Annotated in this window: 14 protein-coding genes; 7 read left to right on the forward strand and 7 right to left on the reverse strand. The window is 63.1% G+C overall.

All coding sequences use genetic code 11. The features are described 5' to 3' along the window. Positions 1–7: 7 nt before the first annotated feature. Positions 8–1,105, forward strand: a complete 1,098-nt coding sequence (gene add / locus AC57B6_RS34280) for an adenosine deaminase (RefSeq protein ID WP_030102852.1) — start codon at positions 8–10, stop codon at positions 1,103–1,105. Positions 1,106–1,180: 75 nt separating this feature from the next. On the opposite strand, the gene AC57B6_RS34285 is transcribed toward add, so the two are convergent. Beyond that, the gene (locus AC57B6_RS34285) at positions 1,181–2,041 is read right to left on the reverse strand and encodes a LysR family transcriptional regulator (RefSeq protein WP_028198612.1); all 861 of its coding nucleotides are present in this window, start codon (positions 2,039–2,041) and stop codon (positions 1,181–1,183) included. Positions 2,042–2,203: 162 nt separating this feature from the next. On the opposite strand from AC57B6_RS34285, the gene AC57B6_RS34290 reads away from it, so the two are divergent. Together AC57B6_RS34290 and AC57B6_RS34295 are read left to right on the forward strand one after the other, a co-directional pair. After that, positions 2,204–3,604 carry a DHA2 family efflux MFS transporter permease subunit gene (locus tag AC57B6_RS34290; RefSeq protein WP_028198611.1) on the forward strand — a complete coding sequence of 467 codons (1,401 nt, stop codon included), beginning with the start codon at positions 2,204–2,206 and terminating at the stop codon, positions 3,602–3,604. A 383-nt stretch (positions 3,605–3,987) separates the two neighbouring features. Further along, a complete protein-coding gene (locus AC57B6_RS34295; RefSeq protein ID WP_144192847.1) occupies positions 3,988–4,914 on the forward strand; it encodes a LysR family transcriptional regulator in 927 nt (308 codons plus the stop codon). A 909-nt stretch (positions 4,915–5,823) separates the two neighbouring features. Here the strand turns inward: AC57B6_RS34295 and AC57B6_RS34300 are convergent. Together AC57B6_RS34300 and AC57B6_RS34305 are read right to left on the reverse strand one after the other, a co-directional pair. After that, positions 5,824–6,246 (reverse strand): hypothetical protein, encoded by a 423-nt coding sequence (locus AC57B6_RS34300; protein ID WP_028198226.1) that lies wholly within the window; start codon positions 6,244–6,246, stop codon positions 5,824–5,826. Positions 6,247–6,438: 192 nt separating this feature from the next. After that, positions 6,439–7,398 (reverse strand): LysR family transcriptional regulator, encoded by a 960-nt coding sequence (locus tag AC57B6_RS34305; protein ID WP_496423003.1) that lies wholly within the window; start codon positions 7,396–7,398, stop codon positions 6,439–6,441. A 222-nt stretch (positions 7,399–7,620) separates the two neighbouring features. Here AC57B6_RS34305 and AC57B6_RS34310 point away from each other — a divergent pair, with 222 nt between their 5' ends. Next, entirely contained in the window at positions 7,621–9,033 is a 1,413-nt protein-coding gene (locus AC57B6_RS34310; protein ID WP_028198224.1) for a M20 family metallopeptidase, read from the forward strand. 95 nt (positions 9,034–9,128) lie between these two features. Further along, a complete protein-coding gene (locus AC57B6_RS34315; RefSeq protein ID WP_028198223.1) occupies positions 9,129–10,412 on the forward strand; it encodes an MFS transporter in 1,284 nt (427 codons plus the stop codon). 132 nt (positions 10,413–10,544) lie between these two features. Here AC57B6_RS34315 and AC57B6_RS34320 read toward each other — a convergent pair whose 3' ends face one another. After that, a complete protein-coding gene (locus AC57B6_RS34320; RefSeq protein WP_496423004.1) occupies positions 10,545–11,597 on the reverse strand; it encodes an NADP(H)-dependent aldo-keto reductase in 1,053 nt (350 codons plus the stop codon). 139 nt (positions 11,598–11,736) lie between these two features. Between AC57B6_RS34320 and AC57B6_RS34325 the strand changes: the two genes are divergently transcribed. Beyond that, complete coding sequence (locus tag AC57B6_RS34325; RefSeq protein WP_006048800.1) at positions 11,737–11,949, forward strand: DUF3820 family protein; 213 nt, start codon at positions 11,737–11,739, stop codon at positions 11,947–11,949. Here AC57B6_RS34325 and AC57B6_RS34330 read toward each other — a convergent pair. From AC57B6_RS34330 to AC57B6_RS34340, 3 genes are all read right to left on the reverse strand, one after another. Beyond that, a complete protein-coding gene (locus AC57B6_RS34330) occupies positions 11,935–12,594 on the reverse strand; it encodes a trimeric intracellular cation channel family protein (protein WP_496423005.1) in 660 nt (219 codons plus the stop codon). The genes AC57B6_RS34325 and AC57B6_RS34330 overlap by 15 nt on opposite strands. 107 nt (positions 12,595–12,701) lie before the next feature. Continuing rightward, positions 12,702–13,274: an adenylyl-sulfate kinase gene (gene cysC, locus AC57B6_RS34335; RefSeq protein WP_028198220.1), complete on the reverse strand. Its 573-nt coding sequence runs from the start codon at positions 13,272–13,274 to the stop codon at positions 12,702–12,704. After that, the gene (locus tag AC57B6_RS34340) at positions 13,271–14,854 is read right to left on the reverse strand and encodes a sulfotransferase family protein (RefSeq protein ID WP_496423006.1); all 1,584 of its coding nucleotides are present in this window, start codon (positions 14,852–14,854) and stop codon (positions 13,271–13,273) included. The genes cysC and AC57B6_RS34340 overlap by 4 nt, the downstream gene beginning before the upstream one ends. Positions 14,855–15,209: 355 nt before the next feature. Between AC57B6_RS34340 and AC57B6_RS34345 the strand changes: the two genes are divergently transcribed. Then, on the forward strand, positions 15,210–15,584 hold the full coding sequence (locus AC57B6_RS34345) for a hypothetical protein (protein ID WP_183797765.1): 375 nt from the start codon (positions 15,210–15,212) through the stop codon (positions 15,582–15,584). The last annotated feature ends 246 nt before the right edge of the window (positions 15,585–15,830 follow it).

Below are 15,830 nucleotides of genomic sequence, written 5' to 3' on the forward strand. Positions count from 1 at the left end.
TACCGACATGAAAGAGACATTGGGCAACGTGCCCGCATCGCGCCTCGGCATTACGCTTACCGACGCCCATCGCGCCTTCTTCATCGCCCTGCCGAAGGTCGAACTGCATTGCCATCTGCTGGGCGCGGTTCGCCACGAAACGTTCATCGCGCTCGCCGAAAAGAGCCACGCACCGATCGCTCGCGAGGAGATCGACGCGTTCTATACGCGCGGCGAAAAACCGGTCGGCGTGCTGCGCGTACTGCGCGCGCTCGACGAACATCTGCTCACGCAGGCGGACGACCTGCATCGCATCGCCTATGAATATCTCGCCGACGCCGCCTCGCACCAGGTGCGTCATAGCGAATTCTTCTGGAATCCTACTGGCACTGTACGCGTTTCGAAGATTCCCTATGTGGATGCGCAAGCGGCCATTGTCACCGCGATTCGCGACGCCGCTTGCGACTTCGGCATCAGTGCGCGGCTGATCCCGAGCATCGACCGCGAAGCCGATCCCGACGAAGCGGTCGCGCTGGTCGACTGGATGTGCGCGCATCGCGCGGACGAAGTGGCGGGTCTTGGCATCGACTACCGCGAGAACGACCGGCCTCCGGAATTGTTCTGGAAGGCATACCGCAATGCGCGTAACGCAGGTTTCAGGACCACCGCGCATGCAGGCGAATTCGGCATGCCGTGGCGCAATGTCGAGACGGCCGTCGATCTGTTGCAATGCGATCGGATCGATCACGGCTACACGATCGTCGACAACCCGCAGTTGGCAGCGCGCTACGCGGAGCGCGGCATTGTGTTTACCGTGGTGCCGACAAACTCCTACTACTTGCGCACGCTCGCGCCGGAGGTCTGGGCGGAGCAGCATCCGATACGGCGCATGCCGGGTCTGGGCCTGAAAATTCACCCGAATACCGACGACCCGACACTGCACAAGGTCACCCCCGGCGAAGCATGGCAATTGATGCATAGCCACTTCGGCTTCAGCATCGCCGAGCTGCGGCAGTTCATGCTGAACGGCATTGACGGCGCGTGGATCGACGAAGCAACACGCCACGCCTGGCGCGCGGCCTGGGGCGCGGAGTTCGACGCGTTGGCCGCGACCTTGCCCGCTTAGACCGGGACGCCGCCGGATCGCCGCCGGAGCGGCACCGCGGGTCAGGTCATTCACTCAGGCGCTGCCCGCCCGGCTTCATTCACCTATCCACGACCCACGCAAATCGCTGTCGTACAGCAATTGCAGCAACGTGCCTGCCGGACGGCTCAGCCGTCTGGCGGCCAGCGCGATAAATTCCACCGAGGGCAGCGTCGGCAGACTGGCCGCATTAAGCGGCGGCGTCAGGCCCCGGGCGGCAAGGTACTGCGGACGCACGGTTATCCCGAGACCGCCGCGCGCGGCCGCAATACAGCCCGAATGACTGCTGCTTGTGCACACCACCTGCCAGCTAAAACCGGCTTCGGCGAGCGCATCGAGCACCACGGCGCGCGTCACGCTCGGCTCCGCGACCAGAATCAGCGGCAACGGCTGACTCAGATCAACCAGCGTACCGGTGCGCGCCAGCCACTCCAGGCGCCCCGTGAAAAGCGGCACGCCACGGCGATCGCCCAGCCGCCGCTTACCGACCAGCAGATCGATCGAACCGGCGTCCAGCAACTCATACAGCTTGCCGGTCATGCCGATGGTGATTTCCAGTTCGACGTCGGGATGCGCGTCGCGAAATGCCGCCAGCACCGTGGGCAGCGGCCCGAGCGCGACGTCGTCCGAAGAGCCGAGCCGCACCCGCCCTTTTAAACGCGGCGCACGAAACTGCGACTCGGCCCGCGCGAGCGCCTGCAGGATCACGCTGGCGTGCGCGAGCATGGCCTCGCCGTCCGGGGTCATGGCGAGCGAATGGGTGTCGCGCACGAACAGGCGCCGCCCCACGCTCTCTTCGAGCCGGCGGATATGTTCGCTGACGCTCGATTGCGTGAGATCCAGTTGCCGCCCCGCCTCGGTGAAGCTATGACAGGCGGCGACGGTGGTGAAGGTCTTGAGCCAGATGGGATTGAGCATAAATCATTGTGAGCCTGGTTATCGGCAATGTCGATAACAGTCAACGTCCCCAGTGGGGTTCCCGATTGACAGGGATGTCAATACCATGACGCTATCCCCAACGATTGTTTCGAGCACGGGCCGCCGATCTGTCCCCGGCAGCGCGCTAACGCTCATTTGAATATGAATAAGGATTCCGCCCAGACCGCGCTACTCTGGATCGTCGCCGCCGGCTTTTTCATGCAGTCGCTCGACACGACGATCGTCAACACCGCGCTACCGTCGATTGCCAGGAGTCTGCACGTCGCGCCGCTCGCGATGCAACCGATCGTGGTCGCCTACACGCTGACAATGGCGATGCTCACGCCCGCGTCGGGCTGGCTCGCCGATCGCTTCGGCACGCGGCGCGTGTACTTCGCGGCGATTCTCATCTTCGTGCTCGGATCGCTCTGTTGCGCGAGCGCGCATACGCTCGGCCAGCTGGTGCTCGCGCGGGTCCTGCAAGGACTGGGCGGTTCGATGCTGTTGCCGATCGGGCGGCTCGCCGTGCTGCGCAGCGTCTCGAGCGAGCAATACGTATCGGCGCTCGCGTTCATTTCGATTGCCGGCCAGTTGGGGCCGATCGCGGGCCCGACGCTCGGCGGCTGGTTCGTTCAGGCCATTACCTGGCACTGGATTTTCCTGATCAACGTGCCGATCGGCGCATTGGGCCTTTATGCGGTGCAGCGATTTTTACCGGCGCATGGGGAGACGCAGGCGCCGCCGTTCGACTTTGTCGGTTGTGGGCTGCTTTCGCTGTGCATGATCGCGTTTTCGCTGGCCGTCGACGCGCCGGTGCCGTCGCATCGCCTGGCATGGTCGGCCGGCCTCTTCGCGCTCGCTGTGGTGAGCGCGCTCGCCTACATTCCGCATGCGAGGCGACGCAGCAATCCGCTCTTCAAACTTGCGCTCTTTCGCGAACCGAATTTCAGCGTCGGTCTGATCGGCAACCTGGTATGCCGCATCGGCTCAAGCGCCGTGCCGTTCCTCGTGCCCTTGCTGCTGCAATTGCAGCTCGGTTATACGCCGCTGCATTCCGGCCTGATGATGCTGCCCGCCGCGCTGGCCGGCACCCTCACCAAGCGCTGGATTGCACCGCTCGTGCGCCGCTATGGCTATGACACCTTTCTGCTCGTCAACACGGTGATCGTGGGCTCGTCGATCGTTGCGCTCGCATTGATCACGCGCGGTACGCCGCTGATCGTCGGGATTGTGATTCTGGCGGTGTTCGGCGGCGCCAACTCCATGCAATTCGCGGCGATGAACAGCGTCACGCTCAAGGGTCTCTCGCATGAAGACGCCGGCAGCGGCAACAGCCTTTTTTCGATGGTGCAGATGCTGGCGATCGGGCTGGGCGTCTCGATCGGCGGCGGCCTCGTGAATCTGTTCTCGGCGCAATGGGGATCGGCCGCGCTCGGGTTTCGCCTGAGCTTCGTGTGCGTGGGCGTCATCACGCTGGTGTCAGCATGGATATTCCGCCATCTCGACGAAGCGCCCGTCACGCGCGAGGTGCGTGGGCGAGCGACTCAGGGCGCGGGACGCTGAGCAACGTGGCCCGATCCCGCACGCGGATGCCGGAAAAACCGTCGCGGTTTCATTCAAACGGGCGCCGCCAGCATTGCGGTGGCGGCAATATTCGATAGATCGGCAAAATCGATAATAAAAACTTACGGCCTGATCGCGTTCTCCGTTGATCGGCGTGAATATTCATAACGCATGACGAAATCCGCATTCCACCGTGCATCGGCCCGACGCATTCGGATCGGCGCTGGACGCTTGCGTGACGCGATAGCGTGACGGTTATTCCACTCATGATGCAGCGTCATCGATGCGTTGGGAAAGCCTGGGTCTCCCGATACCGGCGTCTGAATTCAAACGATATTTCGCGTTAGCATGTCGGGCATTAATGCATAACAAGGGAATATCACATGCCATTTGACGAGCGCATGCTGAACGGCATGGGCGTGCTGACGGCGATCGTCGACTGCGGCAGTTTTGCGGCGGCTGGCGAAGCACTCGATATGTCGCAATCCGGGGTCAGCCGTTCGGTTGCACGGCTTGAAACACGCCTTGGCATCCGGTTGTTCGACCGCACCACGCGCTCGGTCGTGCTGACTGACGAAGGCCGGCGATTTTACGAACAGATCGTTCCGCTACTCGGTGGGCTCGAGGAAGCGGCTGCTACGGCGGCGCAAGGTGCGAATGCGGTTCGCGGACGTTTGCGGGTGAGCATGGATCCATTGTTTTCGCGTCTCGTGCTGGGGCCGAGGCTCGGCGGCTTTATCGACAGGCATCCCGATCTGCAACTCGAGTTGATCACGCGCGACCAGTTAGGCGATATGGTTGCTGATGGGTTCGACCTTGCGATTCGTTTCGGCGAACCGCCGGTTTCAACGCTGATTTCACGCAAGCTGATCGACACGCGGATTATGACGGTGGCCGCGCCGTCGTATCTTAAGAAGCATGGTCATCCGGCTAGTCCGGCCGAGCTCGAAAACGGCAAGCATGTGTGTATCAAGTTTCGCAATCCGTTGACGGGTTACCCGTTCAGTTGGGAGTTTCATCGCGGGCGCAAGAAGATTGCGATTACCCCGCAGGGGCGTTTGATGGTGAATGACGTTGGCACGTTGCACAGTGTGTGTGCTGCGGGCCAGGGAATCGCGCAGGTGCTTGCGCTTGGTGTTGAGTCATTGCTTGCCAATGGCAAGCTGGTTGAGCTGTTTCCTGACTGGAAGGATGAGGTTCATCCGGTGTATGCGCTTTATCCTTCGCGGCATCGGCCGCCGGCTAAGGTTAGGGCTTTTTTTGATTTTGTTATGTCGGTGATGGGGGGTGGGCGGGAGGTTGCTGTTTGAGGTTTTTTTTGCCTGCGCGGCGCTTGGTTTATCTGGTTTGCCTTTGGCGGGTTGGGTTCCTTGGGCTGGAATTTTTGGCCTTTCCTTGCTGTGGTGGTTGTCTCTGGTCTGTTGCTCGTCTTTTGGCCTTTCCTTGATTTGGTAGTGGTCTATTAGCGTTGCCCCTGTGCGGGGCGGCACTTACTTTCTTTGCCGCCGCAAAGAAAGATAAGCAAAGAAAGCGGCTCACACCGCTAATTCTTAAGCGGGTCCCCCGCGCAGTAGCGGTAGTGGTGCATCTGGAATCTGTGTCCTCGCACATTCGGCGCTGGTGACAAAGGCGTCATACCTCCGGCGGCGCTGCGCGCGCCGATACCCTGTTCAAAACACCGCCCGCCGGACTTGCGCTTCCGCGGTTTGGTCCGTTCCCCGACTCGTGGTTGCATCGCTGCTGCAAGCACAAACGCGGCCGCGAGCGCGATCGCACCGCGAATGTAACGCACGACATTTCCTTTGAAGCAGGTTCGCCGACCAGAGTGGGGGCATCTCGCCGAGGCGAAGCCGACGGCTCCCGCTGCGCGAAGCGAAGCCGCTGGTTTCCCTGGCAGACCCGTCCGCGACGCACGCAGTGCGGAGTGGGAGCTGATGAGTGCTTTGTCACCAGCGGGGAGTGTGCGAGAGCACGGATTCCAGATGCACCACTACCGTGGCTGCGCGGGGGACCCGCTTAAAAATTAGCGGTTTGAGCCGCTTTCTTTTGCCTACTTTTCTTTGCGGCAGGCAAAGAAAAGTAGGTGCCGCCCCGCACAGGGGCAACGCTAATAGACCACTAACAAATCAAGGAAAGGCCAAAAGACCAACAACAGAACCAAACCCCAACACGGCAACGCCAAAAAACCCACAACCGCCGGACAGGCAAAACCCCACCCCTCAATCCTCATCATCCGTCCAGGGAATATCCACATCAGAAATAAAAGCCACCGTTGCAAACGGCCCCCCATCCTGACGCCCGATCTTCCCATCGGCACGCTGCCATTCAACCCTGAACACCGTGCCCGGATCATCGGCAATCAACCGCACCGTGCGAACTTCATCCGGATCCGCTTCCTCGACAGGACCGTCGAGCGAAACCAGCAACTCCTGCGGCCAAAGCCCATCGGTAGGATCGTAAATCTTGTCGCCGTCCGGAATCAGCGTGAATGCCTCCACCCCGATCGTCGCGGACGCCTCAATGATCATCTTGCCCAGCGCGCGTAGCAACGCTGTCGCGCGCGCCGAGTTGGCCTGGCGAATTGCAAGATCCCCGCGCGTCAGCGCCTGCTCAAGTTTTGGGTTGGTTTTTTGTTGCGCCATTCGATGTCCTGATTCCTATCGCTCTGTTATTCACGGCACGCCGATTCGTCACGTACCGCTCTCCGTTTTTCGGGCTGAATCCTACCACTGGTGCGAGCCGCAGCATCGCCAGCCATGCCGTACAAGCCCAGCGGGCCGCCCCGTCACCACAGTTTAGGTCGCCAATCGCCGTCCGGCAGGGAGATTTGCCTTTCAATGCGCCTTGCCACGCTTTCGGGCAGGCTTCGGCGTCGCAGCATCCGCGGGCTTCGCGCCGCCGATCTCAGCAATCAGATGGTCGCGGAACGCCTTGACCGACGGCGGTAACTCCCGGCCGGCCATGGTTTGCACCTGGATGCTGCGCTGACGCATCTGCGGGTGCGTCAGCGGTATCGCGACGAAGCCGTCGCCGGCGTAACGGTCGCGCACCGATAGCAGCCCCGTGAACATGATCGCCCCGGACTTCTGCGCGTAACGGTACATCGCCCCGCTATTGTTGCTGATGAGATCCGGTTCGAGCAGCACGCCTTCAAGCGCACAGGTAATGTCGATCAGTTGCCGGATCGTCGTACCAGGCTCCGGCAGCACCAGCGGATAGCGCCGCAGGTCGGCCAGCGACACCCGCGCGCGCGCCGCCAGTGGATGGTCGGCGTGCAGCAGCGCCAGCACCGGCGCGCGCTCGGTGTGTTCGACCTTGACGCCCTTCTCCGGCGCGAGACTGAAGGTCAGCGCGAGATCGGCGTCGCCATCGCGCACCCGTCGGGTCGCCTCGCCCGGCGGCATCACGGAGAGCGTGAAGTCGATCCCCGGGTACTGACCGCGGAACGCCGCCATTGCACGGGGCAAAAAATCCGCCGCAAACCCCTCTGAACTCGCGACCTTGATCATGCTGCCGTGCAATGCCTCGAGGCCGCCGATCTCCTTCATCACATGCTCCGCCTCGAGCAGGCTGCGCTGCGCATAGGCAAGCAGCCGCTCACCCGCCTCGGAGAGCGACATGCCACGCGGCCGCCGCTCGAACAGCGCGACGCCGAGATCGCTTTCAAGCCGCGCGATCTGCCGGCTGATCGCCGAAACAGCCACATGCAGCCGCGCGGACGCGTCGCTAATCGAGCCCGTACGCGCCACTTCCACAAAATAGCGCAATGCGATGCCGTGTAAGGAAAGTGCCATGAAGGTTGCCTTGAGCAAAGGTACGCACGAGCGTGTGCAGCCGTGTCTGAAGAGGTTCAGCTTTGCCTTTTCGGCAAGGCAAGTTTCGAAACACGATCATTGTGACAAAAATAACGGCCTCCTAGAATCGTTTCGAAGCTGATGGCCGCGAACCCAAAACCGTGCCACACCGGGCGCCGCGTCGCCGCCATCCCCCGCACCCCGCATCGGAGAGAGACATCCATGAGCCGCAATCAGGCCATCGAACACGCCACGCATCATTTCGAATCCGGCGCCTTTCTTGAGAACCTCAACCGTCGCGTCGGCTTTCGCACCGAGAGCCAGGAAAGCGACCGTGCCGCCACGCTGCTTTCGTACTTGAGCGACGAAATCGCGCCGGAAGTCGAAGGACTCGGCTTTAGCACCCGCATCGTCGATAACCCGGCACCGGGGTTCGGGCCGTTCCTGGTCGCCCATCGTCACGAAGACGAGCGCCTGCCTACCGTACTGATCTATGGCCACGGCGACGTCGTGCGCGGCTACGACAGCCAGTGGCGCGCGCCGCTGACGCCTTGGGCCGTGACCGTCGAAGGCGAACGCTGGTACGGCCGCGGCACCGCCGACAACAAAGGCCAGCACTCCATCAATCTCGCCGCGCTCGCGAGCGTGCTGGCCGCGCGCGGCGGCAAGCTCGGCTTCAACGCGAAATTGCTGATCGAGATGGGCGAGGAAACCGGCTCGCCAGGACTCGACGCGATCTGCCACCAGCACAAGCAGGAACTGGCCGCCGACGTGCTGATCGCGTCCGACGGCCCGCGCCTCGCGGCACGCCGCCCCACCGTCTTCCTCGGCTCGCGCGGTTCGGTGAACTTCAAGCTCTCGCTGAATCTGCGCGACGGCGCGCATCACTCGGGCAATTGGGGCGGCCTGTTGCGCAACCCGGCCACCGTGCTGGCGAACGCACTCGCCAGTCTGGTCGATGCGCGCGGCGTGATCGCAGTCGACGGCTTGCGTCCGCCGCCGATTCCCGAGGCGGTGCGCCGCGCCCTGGCCGATATCACGGTAGGCGGCGGCCCGGGCGATCCGGCCGTCGACGACAACTGGGGCGAGCCCGGTCTCACGCCGCCAGAACGCGTGTTCGGCTGGAACAGCTTCGAAGTGCTGGCCTTCAAGGCGGGCAATCCCGAGAATCCGGTCAATGCCATTCCGTCATCGGCGTTCGCCCACTGCCAGTTGCGCTTCGTGGTCGGCACCGACTGGGAAAACCTGGCGCAGCATCTGCGCGCTCATCTGGATGCGCATGGCTTTTCGCTGGTCGAGATCGGCGTCGAGCGCGGTGCGCCGGCCACCCGTCTGAATCCCGACGACCCATGGGTGACCTGGGCCATCGCCTCGCTCGAACAGACCACCGGCAAGAAAACGGCCGTCCTGCCGAATCTCGGCGGCACGCTGCCCAACGAAGTCTTCGCCGACACGCTCGGCCTGCCGACCATCTGGGTGCCGCATTCGTACCCCGCTTGCTCGCAGCACGCGCCGAACGAGCATCTGCTCGGGCCGGTGGTGCGCGAGGGTCTGCAGATCATGGCGGGACTGTTCTGGGATCTGGGCGAGAACGCGCCGCGCTCGAACTCAATGCGTCCAGAAGCCTCGGCTTGAGCGAGCAACGCAGCACCTTCGCCGCTCATCCCCTGATGACTCGCACTTCACCCGCGGTTCATTGCCAGCCGCATCCGCTACGAGGCACGCCCACGATGATCACGTCCACCTTGCAAGCCAGCGCCGCGCGTCCATCCGCCGCGAAGGTTCATCGCATCATTCTCGCGGCGTCGATCGGCAATGCGCTTGAATGGTTCGACCTCGTCGTCTACGGCTTTTTCGCGGTCACGATCGCGAAGCTGTTCTTCCCGGCGCGTACCGAAGCGATCTCGCTGATGCTCACGCTCGGCACCTTCGGCATCTCGTATCTGATCCGCCCGCTTGGCGGACTCGTGCTCGGCTCGCTCGCGGATCGCGCGGGCCGCAAGGCATCGCTGCTGCTGTCGATCGGCTTGATGATGATCGGCACCTTGACGATCGCCGTGATGCCGCCGTATGCCGCGATCGGTTTGTGGGCGCCGGCCGGCATCATGCTGTCGCGGCTGGTGCAGGGATTCTCGGCGGGTGGCGAGTTCGGTGCGTCCACCGCGTTTCTGGTCGAACACGCCCCGCAGCGGCGCGGTTTCATGGGCAGCTGGCAGTTCGCCAGCCAGGGGCTCGCGACACTGCTCGCCTCCGGCTTCGGCGCCTTGCTGACGAGTCAGCTCACGGCAGCGCAACTCGAATCCTGGGGCTGGCGCATTCCGTTTCTATTCGGCCTCGTGATCGGCCCGGTCGGCTTCTATATTCGCCGCTACGTGGACGAAGGCGCCGAGTTCAGCACGGAGCCCAAAACGCGCACGCCGCTGCGCGATCTGTTCGGCACGCAGAAGGTCCGAATGCTGCTCGCGATCGGCTCGCTGGTGATCTCGACCGCGGCCAACTACATGATCCTGTACATGCCGACTTACGCGATCAAGCAGTTGCACCTGCCTGCCTCGACCGGTTTCGCGGCCACGCTCGCGACGGGCATCGTGCTCACCGTGCTGACGCCGTTCGCCGGCCACCTGTCCGATAGCGCGGGACGGATCCGCATCATGGCGGTTGCCGCGACGCTGATGCTGCTGACGGTCTATCCGACCTTCATCTATATGAACGCGCATCCGTCGTTCGCCACGATGCTGCTGGCCTTGCTCTGGATCGGCGCATTGAAGGCGGCGTACTTTGGCGCGCTGCCCGCGCTGATGTCGGAGATTTTCCCGACGCAAACGCGCGCAACCGGTCTCGCGACCAGCTACAACATCGGCGTAACGGTGTTCGGCGGCTTTGCGCCCTTCGTGATTACCTGGCTGATCGACGCGAGCGGCAACAAGCTCGCGCCCGGTTTCTATCTGATGTTCTGCGCGGTGGTGAGTTTGTCGGCGCTCTATGCGGTGCGCGCGAAGCTGAAGATCCGCTGAGCGGCTTGCAGTGAGCTGGAGGGAGCTCGCGGAGGGCTTGAGGCGAGGCGACGTGAAACAAGCAGAGATAAGTTCAGACACGCCGAGGCGGGCAAGACAGATCAATCCGCCTTGCCCGCCTCGCCAACTACCTCAAGGTGCAGGATTGGGCTGCAGTTCATGCAGCTTGTCGATCTCCGCGAGCACTTCCGGCGAAAGCTTCAGGTCGGCGCTGGCGATATTTTCCTTCAGTTGATCGAGCGAGGTCGCGCCAATCAGATTGCTCGTCAGGAACGGCCGGCTATTGACGAAGGCCAGCGCGAACTGCGCGGGCGACAGGCCATGACGCTTCGCCAGCTCCACGTAGCGCGTGGTGGCCTGAACCGCTTGCGGCTTGCTGTAACGCTGAAAGCGCTCGAACAGCGAAATGCGGGCGCCTGCCGGACGCGCGCCGCCTTCATACTTGCCCGACAGCCAGCCAAAGGCCAGCGGCGAATACGCCAGCAGGCCGATATTGTCGCGATGCGCATACTCGGACAGACCCGCTTCGTACGTGCGGTTCAACAGGCTATACGGATTCTGGATACTGACAATGCGCGGCAAGCCGAGCTTTTCGGCCGCGCGCAGAAACTGCGCGACACCCCAAGGCGTTTCGTTTGACACCCCGATATGGCGAATCTTGCCTGCCTTGACGAACTCGGCGAGCACCGAGAGGGTTTCTTCGATCGGCACCGTATACGCGTCGTCGACCCACGGATAGGCAGGACGGCCGAATGTCATCGTGCTGCGATCCGGCCAGTGCAACTGGTACAGATCGACGTAGTCCGTTTGCAGACGCTCAAGGCTGCCGTTCAGTGCTTCGGTCAGATTCTTGCGGTCGAACTGGTTGCCCTCGCCGCGAATATGGCGCGGGTTGTGCGGCTGACGCGCCGGGCCGGCGATCTTGGTGGCCAGCACGATCTTCTCGCGCGCGCCGCGGTGCTGCGCGATCCATGTGCCGATATAGCGCTCGGTCGAACCTTGCGTCTCGGGGCGCGGCGGCACCGGATACATCTCCGCCGTGTCGATCAGATTGACGCCGTGATCGAGCGCGTAATCGATCTGTGCGTGCGCTTCCTGCTCGGTGTTCTGCTCGCCCCACGTCATGGTGCCGAGACCAATCAGGCTAACCTTCACATCCGAATCGCCGAGTCTGCGGTATTCCATCGAACCTGTCCTGTTGTGTGTGAAAACGGAAAGCGCCGACGTTACCATGCCCGCGCAATGCCTGCAGCGCGGCTAAAATACTGCTTCAGCAGCCGCTCACACCGGCGCGCTCAACGAACGCTGCGTCAACCCATCTGCGATGAATCCCGAACACCTCGAACTGCTGGTCACGCGCGTGATGCCCTACGGAAAATACAAAGGCCGGCTGATCGCGGATCTGCCCGGCCACTATCTGAACTGGTTTGCGAGTCAGGGCTTTCCACCGGGAGAAATCGGCCGTCTGCTGGCCCTGATGCACGAGATCGATCACAACGGTCTGTCGTCGCTGATCGAGCCTTTACGCAAGCGCTGAGAGCGACGCCTTCGGCAGATGCCAGCCGTAGGTGACGGCAAGCACGCGCAAGATGAAGCACGCCGCGCCGCCGGCCAGGGCCGCGACGCCAGGCGGCAAGCCGGCGCGCCGCGCCACCACCACGACGAACGCACCCGCGAAGGCCGCGGTCGCATAGATGTCGGCGTGCAGCACGAGCGGCACGCGCGCCATCAGCACGTCGCGGATCACACCGCCGCCCACGCCCGTGACGGTACCCATCAGCATCGCGATAAACGGGCGGATTCGGAACAGCAGCGCTTTCTCGACGCCCGCCACCGCAAACAGCGCGAGGCCGGCTGCATCCAGCACGGTGATCAGCGCGGCAGGAAATTGCTGGACAGTGGAATGGAAAACGAAGGTGAGCAACCCGGTAGCGAACGTCAACGCCGGGTAACGCCAGTCGCGTATCGCGTTAGGCGGCGAATCGCCGATCAGCAGATCGCGGATCACCCCGCCGCCAAGCGCCGCGACAAACGAGATCACCATCACACCCAGCAGATCGAGACCGCCGCGCATCGCGCTGAGCGCGCCCTCGATCGCGAAGACAACCGTGCCGGCCAGATCGGCGGCCAGAACCAGCGCTTCGACGTTCGGCGTTATTTTTCTTATCGACAATGTCGGCATCGACGCCTCACCCTTTCAGTCCACGAGTAGCCGAAAAGGTATAGCGAAATGCCCGCCGCTGGGTGAAAAATTTGCGCAGCCGGCACGCGATACGGACGGCGCGCCCGTTATTTCGCGAGGCGCGGCCTGCCAAGCCCGCTCTCTCTCGTCAGGCAACCCATGGCGACCAGATGCACGAGCAGGCGGTCTACCGCCTCGTCGATCGACACCCGATCGGATTCGATCATCAGATCGGGCTCGAGCGGCACATCGTACGGCCCGGAAATACCGGTGAAATTGGGAATCTCGCCGCGCCGCGCACGCGCGTAGAGGCCTTTGACATCGCGTGCCTCGCACACCGTCAGCGGCGCATTCACGAACACTTCGACGAACCCGTCGCCCACGATCTCGCGAGCCATGCGCCGATGCTCATGCTCAGGCGAAATCACCGCGGCCATCGCGACGAAGCCTTGTTGCATGAACAGCGCCGCGACGTGCGCGACCCGCCGCAGATTTTCGGCGCGGTCTTCGGGAGTGAAGCCGAGGTCGGCGGTCAGGCCGCGCCGCAGCACGTCGCCGTCGAGCACGATCGAAGCATGTCCCGCCGCTTTCAGACGCCGGTGCAACGCGTCGGCCAAGGTCGATTTACCGGCGCCGGACAGACCGGTCATCCATATGACGGCGCCGCGGGTCGTGCTCATGACTTACGCTCCCTATCCGTTGCCGGTGCCGCGGCATTCGCCACCGGCGCGCCGAAGCTGCCGGCCGGCGCCAGGTCCGGTCCCAAACCGTCAAGCAAGGGTTGCAGCAGCGCCTCGCGCGGCTGCCAGCGCCGCACCGAGGTCTTGTAGATCGGGCGGCGCACCTGCGCCGCGCTTGCCGTATTCACCTGCCGCTCGGTCTGGTGAAACGACAGGCAGCGCTCGTCCCAGTCGAGTCCGCAATGCGCAAGCAAACGCCGGACATTGCCTTCGAGGTCCTCGACCAGCTCTTCGTATTTGACTTCGATCATCGTGCCTTCGGGCAACACGCGTTGCCAATGCGCCATCAGCGCGTCGTAGGCGCGGTAGTAGCGGCCCAGTTCACCGAGATCGTAGCTGAATGGTACGTCGTGAAAAATTCGCGAAAAAATCGACAGACAACTTTGCAACGGTGACCGGCTGCTGTGAATGAAGCGCGCGTTCGGCAGTGCCAGATGGATCAGGCCGACGTTGATGAAATTGAACGGATACTTGTCGGTGAAGCGCGTGTAGCCTCCCGAGGCCGAGCCTTGCATTTCCAGTTGCGGCGCGTGCATGCGGCGCAGATAGTCGGCGCCGAGCGCGCGCAATTGTGCGGCCCCGACGCCCTGCAACGCTTCGATATCGATACGCAACGGGTCATCTGAATCGCGGCCGATGCAATTCACCAGCGCCTCGCCGAAGTCCGTACGCTCGCCCATGCCGAGAACCTGCGGATGGCTCGCGAGAATCTGTTCGATCAGGGTGGAGCCGGAGCGCGGCATACCGACAATAAAAATCGGCGCGGCCGACGGATCGCCCAGCCCGTGTTTGGCCGCCAGCACCTCCGCAGTCAGGAGCTCGGGCAAATGCGCGAACAGACCGAGCGCCGCGGCTTCGTCATAACGCACGCCGGCGCGGTGCAAGGCGTTGCCTTTCAGGAAGTGATCGAACGATGCATCGTTGCGGCCCACATCGGACAGCGCCTGACCATACGCGAAGTGCAGTTCGGCCTGATCCGCCGGCGTGAGCGAAGCGACATTGTGCGCGAATCGCTCGAGCGCGGCGAACACCGGATCGTCGGCACTCAGGCGCTTGGATTGCACGAAGTTGCGGTAGTACAGCGGCACCTGCGGAGCGGCTTCGATCGCGCGGCGATAGGCTTCGTGCGATTCGTCAAAACGGCCGAGCGCCTGCAGGCAGTTGCCCATGTTGTTGTACGAGCCATCGGCTTGCGGATTCAGCCGCACAGCTTCGCGGTAGGCGTCGACGGCCTGCTCGAGCCGATGCATCTGCTCGAGCGACCAGCCGAGCCCATGACGCAAATTGGTGTTCAGCGGATCGAGCGCAATGGCCTCGTGATAGCGCACCACGGCTTCGGAAAAACGGTTCAGCACGGCGAGCGTTCCCGCGAGGCGCTCATTGACGGCGCCGTTGGCGGGATCGAGCGCGCGCGCCGCTTCAAAACAGTGGAGTGCCGCCTGGAGTTCGCCGCGAGCGACGCAGGCGTCGCCTTCGGCGCACCATTCCGGGGCGGTCGCAGGCTGTGGGTCGTGCTTCATTAACGGCCAGTTTCTTGCAGGCTTCGCATCAGACAGCCCGTCAGTGTGGGGTACGTTCTTCTTCGTCCAGTGTCGGCACAAAGCTGCTCTGGATTCAAAGAGGGAATTGTCTGACGCGAAAGTATCAGGCGCGCCCTACAGTTTCTTTTCGAATATTTAACGAAGTGTTACAGGGCGGTGATTCGGTCATCTTCTGAAGCTTGCTGCAACGCGCGGCCGCTATGGCATCAGATCGCCACGGCGGCCTCGTGGCGGCGGCGTGGCGCGCGCCAGCCGTAATTTGCGGACACAAATCCCGCTGAACTCCCGGGCACGCCGTCTTTCTGATTCTTATACGAGGAGGCGGGAGAAAATCGTGAGCAGGCTTATTGCATCAGTCGCGCTGCTGGCTGTGGCGGCAAGTCTCACCGGGTGCGCGGTCGCCCCGGGATACGACTACGCCTACCCTTACTACTACCCCGGCTACGGTTATGCCTACGGGCCATACGGACCGGCTTACGGCTCGGTCGACATCTGGGGTGGCTGGGGCGGCTCGTGCTGTTACTACCATGGACACGGGGGCTACTGGCATGACGGCGGATGGCATGGCGGTGGCTGGCATGGCGGTGGCTGGCATGGCGGTGGCTGGCACGGGGGCGGCGGCGGTGGCTGGCACGGCGGGGGCGGCGGCCACGGCGGTGGCGGCAGTGGGTGGAGCAGCGGTGGCGCTCAGGGCGGTCACGGGCATTGACACCACCGGCCGTGCCTTTGTCACGCAGCGGAGTGCGCCGGCCGGAGTGCCCGGGGCGACCATAATGCTCTGATTGCCTTGCTTGCCCTGTGTGAATCGATGTCGATGCGCGAGCTGGCCAGCTCGCGCTTTTCAGGGGACAGCCTGCCCCTGCTCGCTCACCCACAACGCCCATTGCGCGGTAAACCGCGACGCAAAAACAAAAACGGCGTTGTGATTTCTCACAACGCCGCTTGATCAAACTTT

It is taken from the genome of Paraburkholderia sp. BGA-UO-ETr-F12, assembly GCF_059567945.1.

What these genes read in the sequence shown, in the direction of transcription:
- add (WP_030102852.1), top strand. Translation starts at nt 8, where the DNA reads ATGAAAGAGACATTGGGCAACGTGCCCGCATCGCGCCTCGGCATTACG.
- AC57B6_RS34285 (WP_028198612.1), bottom strand. Translation starts at nt 2,041, where the DNA reads ATGCTCAATCCCATCTGGCTCAAGACCTTCACCACCGTCGCCGCCTGT.
- AC57B6_RS34290 (WP_028198611.1), top strand. Translation starts at nt 2,204, where the DNA reads ATGAATAAGGATTCCGCCCAGACCGCGCTACTCTGGATCGTCGCCGCC.
- AC57B6_RS34295 (WP_144192847.1), top strand. Translation starts at nt 3,988, where the DNA reads ATGCCATTTGACGAGCGCATGCTGAACGGCATGGGCGTGCTGACGGCG.
- AC57B6_RS34300 (WP_028198226.1), bottom strand. Translation starts at nt 6,246, where the DNA reads ATGGCGCAACAAAAAACCAACCCAAAACTTGAGCAGGCGCTGACGCGC.
- AC57B6_RS34305 (WP_496423003.1), bottom strand. Translation starts at nt 7,398, where the DNA reads ATGGCACTTTCCTTACACGGCATCGCATTGCGCTATTTTGTGGAAGTG.
- AC57B6_RS34310 (WP_028198224.1), top strand. Translation starts at nt 7,621, where the DNA reads ATGAGCCGCAATCAGGCCATCGAACACGCCACGCATCATTTCGAATCC.
- AC57B6_RS34315 (WP_028198223.1), top strand. Translation starts at nt 9,129, where the DNA reads ATGATCACGTCCACCTTGCAAGCCAGCGCCGCGCGTCCATCCGCCGCG.
- AC57B6_RS34320 (WP_496423004.1), bottom strand. Translation starts at nt 11,597, where the DNA reads ATGGAATACCGCAGACTCGGCGATTCGGATGTGAAGGTTAGCCTGATT.
- AC57B6_RS34325 (WP_006048800.1), top strand. Translation starts at nt 11,737, where the DNA reads ATGAATCCCGAACACCTCGAACTGCTGGTCACGCGCGTGATGCCCTAC.
- AC57B6_RS34330 (WP_496423005.1), bottom strand. Translation starts at nt 12,594, where the DNA reads ATGCCGACATTGTCGATAAGAAAAATAACGCCGAACGTCGAAGCGCTG.
- cysC (WP_028198220.1), bottom strand. Translation starts at nt 13,274, where the DNA reads ATGAGCACGACCCGCGGCGCCGTCATATGGATGACCGGTCTGTCCGGC.
- AC57B6_RS34340 (WP_496423006.1), bottom strand. Translation starts at nt 14,854, where the DNA reads ATGAAGCACGACCCACAGCCTGCGACCGCCCCGGAATGGTGCGCCGAA.